This is a genomic window from Virgibacillus kimchii, from assembly GCF_055379185.1.
Genome location: NZ_AP043951.1, coordinates 1609252 through 1624516, shown reverse-complemented (window position 1 = coordinate 1624516; position 15265 = coordinate 1609252). Strand labels below are relative to the sequence as shown.

At 38.1% G+C, this 15265-nt stretch carries 18 protein-coding genes; 7 read left to right on the top strand and 11 right to left on the bottom strand.

Going from position 1 to position 15265, the window contains the following annotated elements:
* The first annotated feature begins 175 nt into the window (after positions 1-175).
* Complete coding sequence (locus tag ACZ42C_RS08210; protein ID WP_461182845.1) at positions 176-727, top strand: YkoP family protein; 552 nt, start codon at positions 176-178, stop codon at positions 725-727.
* Here ACZ42C_RS08210 and ACZ42C_RS08205 read toward each other — a convergent pair.
* Entirely contained in the window at positions 724-1572 is an 849-nt protein-coding gene (locus tag ACZ42C_RS08205; RefSeq protein ID WP_461182844.1) for a metallophosphoesterase, read from the bottom strand. The genes ACZ42C_RS08210 and ACZ42C_RS08205 overlap by 4 nt on opposite strands.
* Positions 1573-1654: 82 nt before the next feature.
* Here ACZ42C_RS08205 and ACZ42C_RS08200 point away from each other — a divergent pair, with 82 nt between their 5' ends.
* Complete coding sequence (locus tag ACZ42C_RS08200) at positions 1655-2755, top strand: MGDG synthase family glycosyltransferase (RefSeq protein ID WP_461182843.1); 1101 nt, start codon at positions 1655-1657, stop codon at positions 2753-2755.
* 146 nt (positions 2756-2901) lie between these two features.
* On the opposite strand, the gene ACZ42C_RS08195 is transcribed toward ACZ42C_RS08200, so the two are convergent.
* The gene (locus tag ACZ42C_RS08195) at positions 2902-3771 is read right to left on the bottom strand and encodes a helix-turn-helix domain-containing protein (protein ID WP_461182842.1); all 870 of its coding nucleotides are present in this window, start codon (positions 3769-3771) and stop codon (positions 2902-2904) included.
* Positions 3772-4335: 564 nt separating this feature from the next.
* Positions 4336-5517, bottom strand: a complete 1182-nt coding sequence (locus ACZ42C_RS08190) for an IS256 family transposase (protein WP_464891313.1) — start codon at positions 5515-5517, stop codon at positions 4336-4338.
* Between the two features lie 367 nt (positions 5518-5884).
* On the opposite strand from ACZ42C_RS08190, the gene ACZ42C_RS08185 reads away from it, so the two are divergent.
* The 4 genes from ACZ42C_RS08185 to tnpC (ACZ42C_RS08170) all read left to right on the top strand — a co-directional run bounded on the left by ACZ42C_RS08185 (position 5885) and on the right by tnpC (ACZ42C_RS08170) (position 8407).
* Positions 5885-6028 carry a hypothetical protein gene (locus ACZ42C_RS08185; RefSeq protein ID WP_461183842.1) on the top strand — a complete coding sequence of 48 codons (144 nt, stop codon included), beginning with the start codon at positions 5885-5887 and terminating at the stop codon, positions 6026-6028.
* Positions 6029-6085: 57 nt separating this feature from the next.
* Positions 6086-6412, top strand: a complete 327-nt coding sequence (gene tnpA, locus ACZ42C_RS08180) for an IS66 family insertion sequence element accessory protein TnpA (RefSeq protein WP_461183807.1) — start codon at positions 6086-6088, stop codon at positions 6410-6412.
* Complete coding sequence (tnpB, locus tag ACZ42C_RS08175) at positions 6406-6762, top strand: IS66 family insertion sequence element accessory protein TnpB (protein ID WP_461183806.1); 357 nt, start codon at positions 6406-6408, stop codon at positions 6760-6762. The genes tnpA (ACZ42C_RS08180) and tnpB (ACZ42C_RS08175) overlap by 7 nt, the downstream gene beginning before the upstream one ends.
* Positions 6763-6898: 136 nt before the next feature.
* The gene (tnpC, locus tag ACZ42C_RS08170; RefSeq protein WP_461183808.1) at positions 6899-8407 is read left to right on the top strand and encodes an IS66 family transposase; all 1509 of its coding nucleotides are present in this window, start codon (positions 6899-6901) and stop codon (positions 8405-8407) included.
* Positions 8408-8456: 49 nt separating this feature from the next.
* Here the strand turns inward: tnpC (ACZ42C_RS08170) and ACZ42C_RS08165 are convergent, their stop codons facing one another.
* From ACZ42C_RS08165 to tnpA (ACZ42C_RS08130), 8 genes are all read right to left on the bottom strand, one after another.
* Positions 8457-8738, bottom strand: a complete 282-nt coding sequence (locus tag ACZ42C_RS08165; RefSeq protein WP_461183775.1) for a hypothetical protein — start codon at positions 8736-8738, stop codon at positions 8457-8459.
* Between the two features lie 34 nt (positions 8739-8772).
* Complete coding sequence (locus tag ACZ42C_RS08160; RefSeq protein WP_461183776.1) at positions 8773-9798, bottom strand: YcaO-like family protein; 1026 nt, start codon at positions 9796-9798, stop codon at positions 8773-8775.
* An 18-nt stretch (positions 9799-9816) separates the two neighbouring features.
* Positions 9817-10635 (bottom strand): nitroreductase family protein, encoded by an 819-nt coding sequence (locus ACZ42C_RS08155; protein ID WP_461183777.1) that lies wholly within the window; start codon positions 10633-10635, stop codon positions 9817-9819.
* The gene (locus tag ACZ42C_RS08150; protein ID WP_461183778.1) at positions 10628-11530 is read right to left on the bottom strand and encodes an McbB family protein; all 903 of its coding nucleotides are present in this window, start codon (positions 11528-11530) and stop codon (positions 10628-10630) included. Before ACZ42C_RS08150 ends, ACZ42C_RS08155 begins: the two co-directional genes overlap by 8 nt.
* Positions 11531-11978: 448 nt before the next feature.
* Positions 11979-12185, bottom strand: a complete 207-nt coding sequence (locus tag ACZ42C_RS08145; RefSeq protein ID WP_461183779.1) for a hypothetical protein — start codon at positions 12183-12185, stop codon at positions 11979-11981.
* Between the two features lie 276 nt (positions 12186-12461).
* Positions 12462-13970 carry an IS66 family transposase gene (gene tnpC, locus ACZ42C_RS08140; protein WP_461183808.1) on the bottom strand — a complete coding sequence of 503 codons (1509 nt, stop codon included), beginning with the start codon at positions 13968-13970 and terminating at the stop codon, positions 12462-12464.
* A gap of 136 nt (positions 13971-14106) precedes the next feature.
* On the bottom strand, positions 14107-14463 hold the full coding sequence (gene tnpB, locus ACZ42C_RS08135; RefSeq protein WP_461183806.1) for an IS66 family insertion sequence element accessory protein TnpB: 357 nt from the start codon (positions 14461-14463) through the stop codon (positions 14107-14109).
* Positions 14457-14783 (bottom strand): IS66 family insertion sequence element accessory protein TnpA, encoded by a 327-nt coding sequence (tnpA, locus tag ACZ42C_RS08130; protein WP_461183807.1) that lies wholly within the window; start codon positions 14781-14783, stop codon positions 14457-14459. Before tnpA (ACZ42C_RS08130) ends, tnpB (ACZ42C_RS08135) begins: the two co-directional genes overlap by 7 nt.
* A gap of 59 nt (positions 14784-14842) precedes the next feature.
* Here tnpA (ACZ42C_RS08130) and ACZ42C_RS08125 point away from each other — a divergent pair, with 59 nt between their 5' ends.
* Complete coding sequence (locus ACZ42C_RS08125; RefSeq protein ID WP_461183843.1) at positions 14843-15247, top strand: YcaO-like family protein; 405 nt, start codon at positions 14843-14845, stop codon at positions 15245-15247.
* Positions 15248-15265: the final 18 nt, after the last annotated feature.

The following is a 15265-nucleotide window of genomic DNA, read 5'->3' as shown; positions in this document are numbered from 1 at the left end:
GGAATTTCCCAGCATCACAATCCTGTTTCTAATCCAAAAAATACCTTCAATATTTTTTCGGTTTTCACAAAAAATAAAGATACCATAAAAAGTTAAAGGAATTTGCATAATGCAGTAAGGATTTTCTTTTAGTCCTATGCATGTTCAGAGTTAATATTGGGGAAAGGAAATCGTCATGAAAAATTATCTATTGGGTGTGTGGAACTTTATTGATCCAATATACTACAACTGCAGCCGGCTGCACTATATTCCGGATACCGGGCAGGAAAATACGCTGCTGCGCGTACGGCTTACAAGGTACAAAGGAACTGCAGTTACCCTTAGTGACGGCACAGTCATTCATAAAAATGATCTCCTGCTGAAGATCCATTTGCACAATGTAAAAATGATCAAGGAGTTAAATAATATCAACAGTGATTTGAAACGGGCTGTGTATATCTATCACACCATTAAAAAAGCGTTGCCTAAACTGGTTGCCTATCTTAAAGCACATCCGCGATACAAAGATATAAAAGCCATTATCGGGATTACAAGTCTGTATAAAGGATCGGAAAGGCTGGGTTTTGAGGTTGTAGCCATCCGGAACAAATACTATCAAATATTTAAAAAAATAACGTTTTTGCCAATCAATCTGATAGCTGGCAATAAACGTTACGTGGATCCAGTATATTTATTTATGTCTACAAGTAAATTGAATGCAAAATATGATTCCGCTCTTCATATTTAAGCATGTTTGGAAAGGGTAACATCGTTATCTTTGCTGTTCACTGTTACATCATGCAAAGTGATCTCCGGACGGCTGCCAACCCGAATGTTAAACCCGGTTTGCCCCAATCCTTCACTAATATAAAATGGAGAACTGTTATGCGTATGAAGTCCTTTGATAATATTCTTTCTTGCAAGCTCTCCCATCTTCACCAGATGATACGCCTTTGGATAACAAATTTGTCCACCGTGAAAATGTCCGGCCAGTAAATAATCAAATCTGTAGTCCTTCATTTTCAGCACCACAGTTGGGTCATGGGTTAACACGATATTCATTCCCGGCACCGTCTGCCTGTAAGATGAAGCAAGATCACTCCTGTTTGTGCTATGGTCGTCAACGCCAATAATGTTAATCACCTGATGGTTGACCTTAATGGTTCTGCTCGAATTTTGCATTACATGAATATCGTAATCAAGCAGCAGGTTTTTCAGTTTCAGAAAGTTATCTCCTTTCAGCACATAGTCATGATTGCCGAATACTGCGTAAATGCCATGCGCAGGCTGCATGTTTTTCAGCACCTGCAAATAAGGTATTAATTTGGGTATCGACCTTACCCTGTCAAGAAAGTCTCCTGTTAAAGCAATAATATCCGGTTTCTCATGTTTTAACTTTTCGGCTAGTTCGTCCGGTGAAACCGATATATTTTCCAGATGAAGGTCTGATAAGTGAAGAATGGATAACGATGGGCTCTCTGAATTACTATCATTTATATGAACCTTGTTGATTTGTATATCTTTTGTATTTTTATAGGCACGGTAAATAAGAAAAGCCAGAATGCTAATAATACCAATGATGATATAAATCATTATTTCGCCTCCCGATTACATTATAACACCTGTGTTGAAGCTGTTTCACTGGTAATTGAAGGCAGACGCGGAGATGAAAAAGATGGAAATAGGCAAAAGAAATGAAGCACTTTTTATGCCGTTTATGCAAATTCCAACCGGTCACCACCATGTATCGGATGCATTAATGGAAGATCTGAAACAGGTAAATGACAGAGTAGGAAGTACAAAAGTTGATATTTTGTCGTACAGTTACGGGAAAATAGAACAGATGATATCTTCCGTGTATCTAAACAGCATAAAGTATATTCCGGATTTTTATGATAAATTGTACCGGGGACTTGCCGCCGGAAAGCGAAAAAGGCAAATACGGCATTACCATTATGAATGGCTTTTTATGCCTTTCTTTAAAAAGATAATAAACCAGCACGATCCTGATGTTCTTTTTTTTACACATTGTTTGCCTTCCAATATGGCGGACGTATTAAAAAGCAAAGATTTGCTGGATGCTGTCACGGTTAATGTATACACCGATTATTTTGTCAATAATGTATGGGGCCTGGAGTCGGTGGATTACCATTTTGCACCCTCTATTCCGGTAAAGCGGTACTTAATGAAAGCAGGGGTGGAAGAGGAAAGGATTCTTATTACCGGAATTCCAGTACATAGAGCTTTTCGGAATAGTGAAGAAATCATCGGAAGAAATGATAAAAAGACGATCCTTGTGACCGGAGGCAGTTTAGGAACCGGGCAGCTGGAAAAAATTCTGCCGGAAAACCCGGGAGATTTGGATTTCATTGTTCTATGCGGTACAAACCAGACTTTATATGAACGGCTGAGGAAAAGGCAGCATCAGCAAATCAAACCAATTCCATATATCCGGTCTAAATATGAAATGAATCGATTATATGATGTTTCGGATGCAGTGATTGCAAAAGCGGGCGGGGTAACAATCAGCGAAAGCCTGATGAAACGAAAGCCATTATTTATCAGCAGTGCACTTCCCGGACCTGAAAAAGTCAATGTACAGCAATTACAGGAAATGGGGCTTCTGCTTGAAGCAGACGAAACAGATATAACCGGACAGCTAAGTGCCTTTTTGTCCGGTTCAAACGAGAAAAAGAGATATGAAGAAAAGCTGGAGGCATATCATGAATATCTGGAAACAAAGCCAATGCATGTACTGCTGAAGGAATTATTATAATGGGAGAAATCCCTTGGATACAGTTAAAATCTAGATGATAAGAGTTCATTTAAGAATATTTAAAAAGTAATACTTAATCAACTAGACAGATAACTTGTAACGAGTGATTAAAAAAACGGGAGGGTTACCCGGTTTTTCTAAAAAAGTTAAACACTAGCCATACGGATATCTTCTAAATCTTTTTTAGCTTTAGTCAAATATTCTTCTTTTTCCTTGATAAAAAAAATAGATATAGCAATTTTCATGTTTTCCTCTGCTAACTTATATTCGCCTGTTCTTTGAAATGATTTAGCAAGCATGTGATAGGTTCTCCCTTTCAGGTAAAATAAAGAATTGTTTTTTAAATAAGCGAGCAGCTCTTTACTTAGCTGAATGACTTGAGAGTAGTTTTCTTTGTAATAATAACGGGAGGCCAGATTATAGCAAATACGAACATACAGTGTTTCGTCTTCGAGGTGTAGAATGTTTTTGACTGCTTGAAATGCTTGTTGAAAGTACGTGAGTGCTTCTTTATCTTCATTCAATGAAGCACAAATAAGACCTAGTACATTCATCGTTGAGATGGCCGTTTCGGATTCGAGATGTTCTGGAAGTTCATTCAATAGTAATTCTTTCGCTAGCAAAGGTTTGTTATCTTTCTTATGTAAGAGTATTGCTTTGTGCCAGTTAATGAATAACAGATGATCATTATCCTCATCGACTTTTTCTACTAGGTTCGACAGGTTTTCAATTTCCATCTCCAAATTAATATAGTCTTTATGGTAAACATGTTTTCGGCAATTTTGTTTTATACGAGTAATGGATTGTTTCTGCTTTATGGTTTCATTATCAAATAATGCAGAAAGCGGAATTTTTAGTTTTTTACATAGTTCATTAAGAATAAAAATATTTGGCGATGTTTCACCTTTTTCTATCCGAAATAATGTAGATTCATCACAGATACCGTCTACCATTTTTCTTCGAGAGACCCCCTTCTTTTCACGAAACTGCTGTAGCTTTTGTCCAATAAATTCCATAATAACATCCCCCTTTAATATCTATGCATAATTGCATATTTAAAAAGTTTAACAAGGTTGCTATAATTTATATCAATAAGACTATTTTATCAAATTAATACAAAAAATGGGGATTAAAAATTAAAAAATATTACAGATTTTTTTAATTGTAGTGATTTCTTCAAATTTATCTTTTTTCAATAATGTTGATGGAGAGGAGGAATTTGGTGCAATGGCTATAATAAAATCCCAGGGGGATGATCTAATAGAAGGGGAGTATTAGTAAATCCATGAAAACGAATCGAAAAAATGTCATTGTCTATTTTCTTATTACTTAATCATTGCTTTTTGTTCTTCTTCAGAATCGACAATCAGAGAGTACAGAAGGATAATAATTCTTGTTAACCATTATGATAAAATACAAAAATCAAATAAGATGTATTCATTAAAAATATTCATTTTTCATAGGAAAGTGGTTCCGTCAAGAAGTATGTGTAAATTTTAATAGGGTATTCCACAGAATTGGTGGGGGAGCAGACATCATCCCCCGGGTACCCGGGGGATGATGTCTGAAAATTCTCCCGGTTACACTTTGCTTGTTTTTCCATATCTTGCTTCAAACATGTCTTGAAGCGGTTGATAAGCACTCGCAAAGCCTCGCAGTTTCCGTTCTGCCCATTTTTGATTGTAGTCAATGGATTGGAGATAAACCACTTTCTCTGCCGCCTTTTCGCTGGGCAGGCTGTTCATCGTCTTGGTACGTTTTTTGATTTCCTTCATCGTTCGCTCAATGATGTTTGTCGTGTAGATCATGCGCTGGATGGATGACGGGTAATTTAAAAACGTCAGAAGCACATCTAAGTCTTTCTCCCACGATTTGACGATTTTAGGATGCTTAGCCTCCCAAGCATGTTTAAAAGTCTGGAATTGCTTTTTGGCTTCTTCTCTTGTACTTGCCTCGTAAATGGGCTTTAGATCCTCGGCAACGGCCGTTTGGTCTTTTTTGCGCACGGCATTTATGGCATTTCGGATTTTGTGAACGACACAGCGCTGCACATCAGCCTTTGGATAAACTTCTTTCATTGCGTCTTCTAAACCAGGCAGGCCGTCAAATACACCAAGCAGCACTTCCTCGGCACCACGCTTGTAAAGGTCAAGAAGGATTTCTTTCCAACCGAGTGAACTTTCTTGGCCGCCGACATAGAAACCGAGAATCTCGCGATAACCATCTTCGGTGATGCCAATGACCAGGTAGACGACTTCGTTATCAACGTCATCGCGACGCAGCTTGAGATAGGTTCCATCAAGATAAAGAACCGAATAGCGTTTCTGCAGCTTGCGCTCTTGCCATGATTCGATATTTTCCAGTGTGACATCCGTTATATTGCTTACCGTTGTTGCCGAATAAGCAGAACCCAACATGTGCTCGATCATTTGACCGATTTCACGGGTGCTGATGCCTTTCTGGTACATTCTCGTGACCGTTTCTCCAACCCATTGGTCACGGCGCTGGTAAGGATCAAACAACTCCGTCTTAAATTCACCGTTGCGATCACGCGGAACAGCAAGGTCATCGATATGACCGTGCTTGGTGTCGAGAGTGCGTGTGTAGTACCCGTTTTTCACCTGTTTCAGTTCAGGGTGCTCCACCTTAAAAAACTGTTCCATTTCTTCTTTCATAATGGTTTCCAGGTGCTCTTTGACAAAGTCACGAACAAGTGTGTCAAGTTGATTCATAAAGTCATTATTGGTTATACTATGAGACATGGTAGGGTTTCTCCTCTCTTAGAATTTTAGCCAATTCCGAGGGTACCCTACCTCGTTTTTTGTCTCAAATAATTTACACAAACTATTTTACGTCATCAGGAAAGTTGCTTTTAAACTGCTAAATGATGAATAATACCCATCAATTAGTTAAGCATCTAAGGATAAGGTTATTTACTCAGATTTCAAAAAGTTGGATTTGAATCATTCGAATTTAGTATCATTTTTAAATTCAGTAATAAGACTAATTCCAACTAAGAATATCAACTATTAATAAGAAAAGGAGGGCAGCTAATACTTGGAGTTAATTATTCCTAACATATAACTCCTTAATAAATTTTCTAAAGTTAATATACGAGGGAGGGACAAAATGAGTAACACAAAGAATGTAGATGTTTATGTTACTTCAAGTACTACAGAAACAGAATTTGGTATGGGAATACTTACCGGAAATCAAGAAATTAACTATGGTGATGAACCAGTGGTACGTAAGCGTCAAATAAAACACACATAGAATCAGAAAGTCATCCATGCGATAATCTTCTTAGAAATGAATTCAGGAGGTTATGCGATGACTCTAAAAGACAAGAGAATAGAATGGGAAGCGCGGTATGATGCTTGGAAAGATAGCGGGCAAAGTGTAGCCGAATGGTGTCGGGATCATGAAATCAAAGCCCACCAGATGTATTATTGGATCCAGCGATTCGAGAACCAGGAAAATCTTTCTGAACAGGAACCAACACAATGGCTCGCCGTCCAGGTGGAAGAGGAAAATATTTCTTCCAAAGGAGAAGGACCTATCTTTATCCACTTTGATGCTCTTTCTGTCGAAGTGCGACCAGGAGCCAATGTTGGATTACTATCCGATATCATCCATGTCCTGCGAAATCAATGTTGACAAACTTACAATTTGAGCGTGTCTACCTGGCCCGCGGAAGCACAGACCTTCGTAAGTCTATTGACGGTCTGGCGGTGATTGTTCAAGAATGCTTTGACCTCGATCCCTTTTCTCCTTGTTTGTTCGTGTTCTGTAATCGGAAACGTGACAAGTTAAAAATCCTGCAGTGGGAGCACAATGGGTTTTGGCTGCATTATCGCAGGTTGGAAAAGGGAACATTCCATTGGCCATCAGAAAAGGACACAGCACCTATGAATATCAGTCCTCGTCAGCTTCGCTGGCTGCTGGATGGTTTGCCAATTGAACAAAGGCAGGCACACCGTGAGGTGAAAGCGCGTACCATTATTTAAAAGATTGAAATATAGGAATACGGGAATTCGACTAGGCAAGTCGAATTCTTTATCGTATACTTATTTTATGGAAAAAACAGCGCATACATCAACCCAGTCAATTGAATATTATAAAGCGCAAAATGAAAAGCTTGAGATGGAAAAAGAAGCGTTGGAGGCAAAATTAAAATGGTACGAAGAACAATTTCGTTTGAGCCAACAACGCAGATTTGGATCTTCCAGTGAGAAGACCGATTCAGGTCAGCTCTCTCTTTTCAATGAGGCCGAAGATACTACTGACACGACGGTGGAAGAACCAACTGTCGAAACGATTACATATAAACGCAAGAAACAGCGTGGTCAGCGTGAACAAAAGCTGGAAAACCTGCCTACGGAAACGATCGAATATCGTTTATCCGATGAGGAACAGGTCTGTTCGTGCTGTGGAGGAAATCTTCACGATATGAGCACGGAAGTGCGTAAAGAATTAAAAATCATTCCTGCGCAAGTAAAAGTCGTTGAACACGTGCGCCACGTATATAGCTGCCGGCATTGCGAACGCCATGAAATTGAAACACCTATTGTGACAGCGAAGATGCCGGAGCCAGTATTTCCTGGGAGCCTCGCCTCTCCATCCGCCATGGCTTACACCATGACACAAAAATATGTAGAGGGCATGCCACTTTACCGGCAAGAGAAACACCTGGAACGCTTCGGTGTATCCATTCCACGGCAGACACTGGCCAATTGGATGGTATACGGTGCCATCACATGGCTGGAGCTCATTTATAACAAAATGCACGCCCAACTATTGGAATTGGATACGATGCACGCGGATGAGACGACACTGCAAGTTTTATCCGAGCCGGAACGGCCGGCAACATCCACCTCCTACATGTGGCTATATCGCTCAGGGCATACTGATGTACCCATCGTTCTTTACGATTATCAGCAAACACGGGCGGCCAAACATCCACGCCGATTTCTGAAAGGCTTCCAGGGCTACCTGCATGTAGACGGTTATCCCGGCTACAATGGGCTTCCTGACGTTGTCCTTGTTGGGTGTTGGGCGCACGCACGGCGCAAATTCACAGAAGCACTCAAGGCTCTTCCTGAATCCGCAGCCACTACGGCTGTGAAGGCAAACGAAGGCTTGGACTTCTGTAATAAGCTTTTTGATATTGAACGAGATTTAAAGGACAAAAGTCCGCAAGAACGCTATGAAAAGCGTTTGGAACGCAGCCAGCCAGTGCTGGAGGCTTTTTTGGCATGGTTGAAAGAGCAAACACCACGCGTACTGCCAAAAAGTGCGCTTGGTCAAGCCATCAAATATTGTCGTAACCAATGGGAACGTTTAGAGGCATTTTTGGAGGATGGCCGATTGGAGATTGATAACAATCGAGCTGAACGGTCCATCAAGCCTTTTGTGATCGGAAGGAAAAATTGGCTTTTTAGCAATACCGCAAAAGGAGCAAAATCCAGTGCGATCATTTATAGTGTTGTGGAGACGGCCAAGGAAAATGGACTGAATCCATTTAACTACCTCAGCTACCTGTTTGAGGAACTTCCCAATATAGATACGACTGATGAAGTGCAGTTGACTCGACTTCTGCCGTGGTCCGCTTCACTCCCTGATGAATGCCGCGTTCCTAATAAATCTAAATAAATTATAACAGTAGTCCACATCTGAAAAATAGGTGTGGACTATTTTACGCTTACGCATTGGTTTTTTGAATTTTTCCATCAGTTAGGTTGAATGATAAGAGTTTTTCATCTTCCGTATATCTATTATTCAATAAAGTATATCTCTCAGACCACTCACCTATAGCGGCTTTTAGGACATTATCTACATTAAAATTATAGGCATGTCCATTTATCCTAGATTCAAATTTTGATGCAACAAATGATTGCAGTCCCTGCTCTACAAAAATATCTCTGTTTAAAAAATAGACAATATCTATAAATGGGACTGCCTGACTTTTTTTACTTAAAAACATAGTATCCCCCATATCTTTTATTTATTACCAATTTTTAAATGATTATACAATCGGGTATCTTCTTCAAATCTTCTTGAGTTAAATTTATAGTGTTAATATTTATAGGTTGCCTTAAGTTTAGTCTTGATTTTAATGGAATATGATTATTCAAATACGTAGAAAATACTTTTAAAGTTTTATATTGAGTGAAAATTGATTTATTCAATAAAATAACATATAAATCTTCTACCCAATGTGGGATAGATTTTAAGATAAGTTTTCTTTCATTTGTCTCTCCATAACCTTTTATAAATTTATAACTTCCCTCTATAAAATTATTAAGATAATTTATACATTCCATATGATAGCTTGAATTAAATGATTGTATGTTACCTACCGTTATATTCTGCCAAGTTAATAAATAAGCTTCGGATAGCGATTTGTCAATTGCTTCTTCAATATTAAATCCTGTACCTGCTCCCGAAGCATATATTAAATTACCTTTTTTAATAATTGAAAATACAGATATAAGAGGAGCAAAATAATAATTTGTATAGACCTCAACACAGAACTCATTTAAACGTAATCTTTTATAGTAAGTATTTTTATCAAAGTAATTAGTCTTTAACTTATATCCCTCTTTTCCATACCAGAATAAAAAAAGAGCATTCTTTTCTAAAATTTCCCTTATTGCATTATTAACTGCTTGCTCACTTTTAAAATGAGATGCTGTACCAGTTGTATCAATAACATAAGGTGGTGTAACACTATATCTTGTATAGTGATACGGAAGTAACTTTTCCTCATTGTTAAGGATATTCCACGCCTTAATATAATTTTCTTCAGTCTGTTCGTTTCTATAACCCCCGAACATTAATGATCTTCTCTCTAAGGATTCTGACATGCTTTTTATAAACGATTCTTTCTTATTACTTGCAATTGCATTACAACCGCTGGGACTAACATTACCATTATTATCAACAACTTTACCAAAATAGGAATATGACAAATAATATTTTTCTTGTAAAAAAATATTACTAGGAATATTAAACAAGTAATCATACTCGTAAAAATGAAGCATAGCCATCCTCCAATTTAACTATTCATTTACCTTGCCAAACCATTGAACTAATGCTACTGGACAAAGTTGTACATTGAGACCCAAATTGTATGTTAGGGCATTGTCATCAAATCCTGACCAACAAAAATCACCATAGTCTCCTTCATCATTTAAACTTTCTCTTAATGATTGCGCCATTAATCCTACCTCAATTAAAGCGTGTCTATAGCCTCTTTTTCTGTATTTTGTTATTGCTCTTTTTAAATCTATTGCATAAGTAATGACAATATCTGAATATATCGTACCATCATAGCTGTTTAATAAATTCGGAATATTACGTAAATCAATTTCATCCCACTCTCTGATGCATTTTAATTTTATTTCGGTCGAATCAAATAAATAACATCCTGGCTTTATGGTTATATCTTGTAATACATTCTCCTTAAGAAAGCAAACAAGAGGTAGTACCGGATAAAGACCCCCGGCAGATGGATGTCTCTTTGATGTTGAACCTTCACTTCTTCCAAAGGAATTATATAATATGGAACCTAAAGTTTCTTTTCTAAATACCTCTTTAGATTTTAAATTTCTAATACTACCCTTAAAATTATGTTTAGTTACATTGTTAGAGAAGTCTATTTCTTCTGAGTAATAATTTGGTACAATATCAGTATTCTCTACATCTTCCAACCAACTAAATACTTCATATGGGTAATATGGAATAAAATTATTATTCTTAATTAATGTACTTGATTGATGAAATTTAGAAACTTCATTAAATGTACTTTGGGGTAAAATCCGATCCACTTTATAATTCCAATATACATTTTGTTTAGTACGATTTAACATCTTATTCATAACAATTACACATCTCCCAATGAATACTAATATCAGATGAAATTTGTTTCGTTTTTAAATTAATAGCGTAGGAGTAATTTAAGTCTTCCAAAGATTCATGGTTATATAAAGGCTGATCTTTATCTCTTAATATAAATGAACTTACTACACGATCAATTACAATTCCTAGTAGGTATAGATCACTAACTATTAATGGTGATTCCACTCTAAAACTTGAGTCTTCGTGATATAAAGAATCTATCATTTGTTGATATGTCATAGAATTATTATGATTAATTCGTAGTTGTGTTTCAATATGACCCATATGACAAAAATGACAAGGTTTATACCAAGATTTGCTGTATAAACAATCAACATAAATTGTATTATTATAAACATAACTAAGTAATAATACAGCGTCTTCAGCTTTGTTAACACTGTCGATTATTTTCTTTGCTTCTTTTCTACTATAAGGATTCAGAAATACGATTAATAAATCATTATCATTGACATCTATATTTTCAGCAAAACTACTACTTGTTATTTCAGCCTTACTGCTATAGTCATTTTTAAATAGAGCATAAACCTGTCTTTCAAATTGCTTATTATTAGTGTATAAATTAATTTTTTTTATGTCAAAATTCGGTAAAGATTTTTCAGTTATTATTTTATAATTAAGCAAGAAATTTAAGGCTTTTGCAGCAATTTCCTCAGATTGAAATAAATGATTAATTTCTTCAGTGGTAATTATTGAGTTATTTCTCTCATCCCAATCTTTAATAATATCCTTAAGCGTTGGTTCTTGTATTTGTATAATACCTTCTTTACTTTGTACCACTAAATCGTTATTAGGTAATTCATGGTATATATAGTTTGATACTTGGTATAATTTACTATCTTTTTTACTTGTAATCATTTTTTACCTCCAAATATATTTTTAAGTAAAAAGGTAACGTCAAGAATTAATTTAATCGAATATCTCCCAAAATGAAATATGGGGTTCAGGCACCCCCGGGAGATGCCTGAAATTTCCCATTAAACTTCAATAGGCTTGTCATCTCTCACTTCAAACATAACTTTATACGGATGATTATCGTTTGTAAATACACTCTGTTTCCTATCTATCCCCATGTAAGGTTGTACTAGGTAGACTGGAGGTATACTCTACCTCTTCCAATGCCTCTTGATTTAGAAATTTAATTTATTGTCTTTATGTGCTTCTTGATTCTCTATCAGATGTTTGCAGAATAGACAATTCGTTTAATTGAAAAGATTTTTTTCAGAAACTTCCAGAAAAGGTAAGTCCAATTTTCCTTTCAGTGAACACCCTCTAATAGGACAACCCAAAGATGCTCATAAATTTACTAGCTTACACTTTTCTTCATTTGTGAGGCACCACCACCTCCACTAGAACTGCAGCAAGTGCAACAGCAACATAGAGTGAGATCTGAAGGTACCACTGGTTCATCACCATAGTTAATTTCTTGATTTCCGGTAAGTATTCCCATACCAAATTCTGTTTCTGTAGTATTTGTAGTAACATAAACGTCTACATTCTTTGTGTTACTCATTTTTTCTTCCTCCCTCGTGTATTAACTTTAGAAAGCTAATATTCTCTACTAAGTCAACCCATGGTTGCTTATAAATCGTATAACTAGCTGGCATTTTTCTTCATTTGCGAGGCACCACCGCCTCCACTAGAACTGCAGCAACTGCAACAGCAACATAGAGTAAGATCTGAAGGTACCACTGGTTCATCACCATAGTTAATTTCTTGATTTCCGGTAAGTATTCGTAAGCGTAAAATAGTCCACACCTATTTTTCAGATGTGGACTACTGTTATAATTTATTTAGATTTATTAGGAACGCGGCATTCATCAGGGAGTGAAGCGGACCACGGCAGAAGTCGAGTCAACTGCACTTCATCAGTCGTATCTATATTGGGAAGTTCCTCAAACAGGTAGCTGAGGTAGTTAAATGGATTCAGTCCATTTTCCTTGGCCGTCTCCACAACACTATAAATGATCGCACTGGATTTTGCTCCTTTTGCGGTATTGCTAAAAAGCCAATTTTTCCTTCCGATCACAAAAGGCTTGATGGACCGTTCAGCTCGATTGTTATCAATCTCCAATCGGCCATCCTCCAAAAATGCCTCTAAACGTTCCCATTGGTTACGACAATATTTGATGGCTTGACCAAGCGCACTTTTTGGCAGTACGCGTGGTGTTTGCTCTTTCAACCATGCCAAAAAAGCCTCCAGCACTGGCTGGCTGCGTTCCAAACGCTTTTCATAGCGTTCTTGCGGACTTTTGTCCTTTAAATCTCGTTCAATATCAAAAAGCTTATTACAGAAGTCCAAGCCTTCGTTTGCCTTCACAGCCGTAGTGGCTGCGGATTCAGGAAGAGCCTTGAGTGCTTCTGTGAATTTGCGCCGTGCGTGCGCCCAACACCCAACAAGGACAACGTCAGGAAGCCCATTGTAGCCGGGATAACCGTCTACATGCAGGTAGCCCTGGAAGCCTTTCAGAAATCGGCGTGGATGTTTGGCCGCCCGTGTTTGCTGATAATCGTAAAGAACGATGGGTACATCAGTATGCCCTGAGCGATATAGCCACATGTAGGAGGTGGATGTTGCCGGCCGTTCCGGCTCGGATAAAACTTGCAGTGTCGTCTCATCCGCGTGCATCGTATCCAATTCCAATAGTTGGGCGTGCATTTTGTTATAAATGAGCTCCAGCCATGTGATGGCACCGTATACCATCCAATTGGCCAGTGTCTGCCGTGGAATGGATACACCGAAGCGTTCCAGGTGTTTCTCTTGCCGGTAAAGTGGCATGCCCTCTACATATTTTTGTGTCATGGTGTAAGCCATGGCGGATGGAGAGGCGAGGCTCCCAGGAAATACTGGCTCCGGCATCTTCGCTGTCACAATAGGTGTTTCAATTTCATGGCGTTCGCAATGCCGGCAGCTATATACGTGGCGCACGTGTTCAACGACTTTTACTTGCGCAGGAATGATTTTTAATTCTTTACGCACTTCCGTGCTCATATCGTGAAGATTTCCTCCACAGCACGAACAGACCTGTTCCTCATCGGATAAACGATATTCGATCGTTTCCGTAGGCAGGTTTTCCAGCTTTTGTTCACGCTGACCACGCTGTTTCTTGCGTTTATATGTAATCGTTTCGACAGTTGGTTCTTCCACCGTCGTGTCAGTAGTATCTTCGGCCTCATTGAAAAGAGAGAGCTGACCTGAATCGGTCTTCTCACTGGAAGATCCAAATCTGCGTTGTTGGCTCAAACGAAATTGTTCTTCGTACCATTTTAATTTTGCCTCCAACGCTTCTTTTTCCATCTCAAGCTTTTCATTTTGCGCTTTATAATATTCAATTGACTGGGTTGATGTATGCGCTGTTTTTTCCATAAAATAAGTATACGATAAAGAATTCGACTTGCCTAGTCGAATTCCCGTATTCCTATATTTCAATCTTTTAAATAATGGTACGCGCTTTCACCTCACGGTGTGCCTGCCTTTGTTCAATTGGCAAACCATCCAGCAGCCAGCGAAGCTGACGAGGACTGATATTCATAGGTGCTGTGTCCTTTTCTGATGGCCAATGGAATGTTCCCTTTTCCAACCTGCGATAATGCAGCCAAAACCCATTGTGCTCCCACTGCAGGATTTTTAACTTGTCACGTTTCCGATTACAGAACACGAACAAACAAGGAGAAAAGGGATCGAGGTCAAAGCATTCTTGAACAATCACCGCCAGACCGTCAATAGACTTACGAAGGTCTGTGCTTCCGCGGGCCAGGTAGACACGCTCAAATTGTAAGTTTGTCAACATTGATTTCGCAGGACATGGATGATATCGGATAGTAATCCAACATTGGCTCCTGGTCGCACTTCGACAGAAAGAGCATCAAAGTGGATAAAGATAGGTCCTTCTCCTTTGGAAGAAATATTTTCCTCTTCCACCTGGACGGCGAGCCATTGTGTTGGTTCCTGTTCAGAAAGATTTTCCTGGTTCTCGAATCGCTGGATCCAATAATACATCTGGTGGGCTTTGATTTCATGATCCCGACACCATTCGGCTACACTTTGCCCGCTATCTTTCCAAGCATCATACCGCGCTTCCCATTCTATTCTCTTGTCTTTTAGAGTCATCGCATAACCTCCTGAATTCATTTCTAAGAAGATTATCGCATGGATGACTTTCTGATTCTATGTGTGTTTTATTTGACGCTTACAGATATACGGAAGATGAAAAACTCTTATCATTCAACCTAACTGATGGAAAAATTCAAAAAACCAATGCCGATAGGATATTCCTTTTAGATGGTGCTATCTTTAATGATACTTGTGGTGTAGCTTCCCATTTATCATCAGAAAAAGTAATCGAATCAGCCTTCTATGAATTTTTTGAACGACAATGTCTTGTTTACCGCTGGTTAACAAAAACACCTGGAAAAAAAGTCGATATCTATTTAATTAACAATAAACAAATAGATCATTTATATAATAAAGCCTTTAACTTTGTAGACGATTTGTACATCATAGATATCTCTTTACATCATTCTGTAAAAGTAATACTAACTATAGGTATTGGGGAATATGTAACCGTCAAGTGAAAATGGACACTTTTTGCT

Coding starts and splice junctions, on each gene's coding strand:
- ACZ42C_RS08145 (WP_461183779.1), bottom strand. CDS start 12,185: ATGAGTAACACAAAGAATGTAGACGTTTATGTTACTACAAATACTACA.
- ACZ42C_RS08185 (WP_461183842.1), top strand. CDS start 5,885: ATGAGTAACACAAAGAATGTAGATGTTTATGTTACTTCAAGTACTACA.
- tnpC (WP_461183808.1), top strand. CDS start 6,899: ATGGAAAAAGAAGCGTTGGAGGCAAAATTAAAATGGTACGAAGAACAA.
- ACZ42C_RS08155 (WP_461183777.1), bottom strand. CDS start 10,635: ATGAATAAGATGTTAAATCGTACTAAACAAAATGTATATTGGAATTAT.
- tnpC (WP_461183808.1), bottom strand. CDS start 13,970: ATGGAAAAAGAAGCGTTGGAGGCAAAATTAAAATGGTACGAAGAACAA.
- ACZ42C_RS08205 (WP_461182844.1), bottom strand. CDS start 1,572: ATGATTTATATCATCATTGGTATTATTAGCATTCTGGCTTTTCTTATT.
- ACZ42C_RS08165 (WP_461183775.1), bottom strand. CDS start 8,738: ATGTTTTTAAGTAAAAAAAGTCAGGCAGTCCCATTTATAGATATTGTC.
- ACZ42C_RS08125 (WP_461183843.1), top strand. CDS start 14,843: ATGTGTGTTTTATTTGACGCTTACAGATATACGGAAGATGAAAAACTC.
- ACZ42C_RS08150 (WP_461183778.1), bottom strand. CDS start 11,530: ATGATTACAAGTAAAAAAGATAGTAAATTATACCAAGTATCAAACTAT.
- ACZ42C_RS08160 (WP_461183776.1), bottom strand. CDS start 9,798: ATGCTTCATTTTTACGAGTATGATTACTTGTTTAATATTCCTAGTAAT.
- ACZ42C_RS08200 (WP_461182843.1), top strand. CDS start 1,655: ATGGAAATAGGCAAAAGAAATGAAGCACTTTTTATGCCGTTTATGCAA.
- tnpB (WP_461183806.1), top strand. CDS start 6,406: ATGTTGACAAACTTACAATTTGAGCGTGTCTACCTGGCCCGCGGAAGC.
- ACZ42C_RS08190 (WP_464891313.1), bottom strand. CDS start 5,517: ATGTCTCATAGTATAACCAATAATGACTTTATGAATCAACTTGACACA.
- tnpB (WP_461183806.1), bottom strand. CDS start 14,463: ATGTTGACAAACTTACAATTTGAGCGTGTCTACCTGGCCCGCGGAAGC.
- tnpA (WP_461183807.1), bottom strand. CDS start 14,783: ATGACTCTAAAAGACAAGAGAATAGAATGGGAAGCGCGGTATGATGCT.
- tnpA (WP_461183807.1), top strand. CDS start 6,086: ATGACTCTAAAAGACAAGAGAATAGAATGGGAAGCGCGGTATGATGCT.
- ACZ42C_RS08210 (WP_461182845.1), top strand. CDS start 176: ATGAAAAATTATCTATTGGGTGTGTGGAACTTTATTGATCCAATATAC.
- ACZ42C_RS08195 (WP_461182842.1), bottom strand. CDS start 3,771: ATGGAATTTATTGGACAAAAGCTACAGCAGTTTCGTGAAAAGAAGGGG.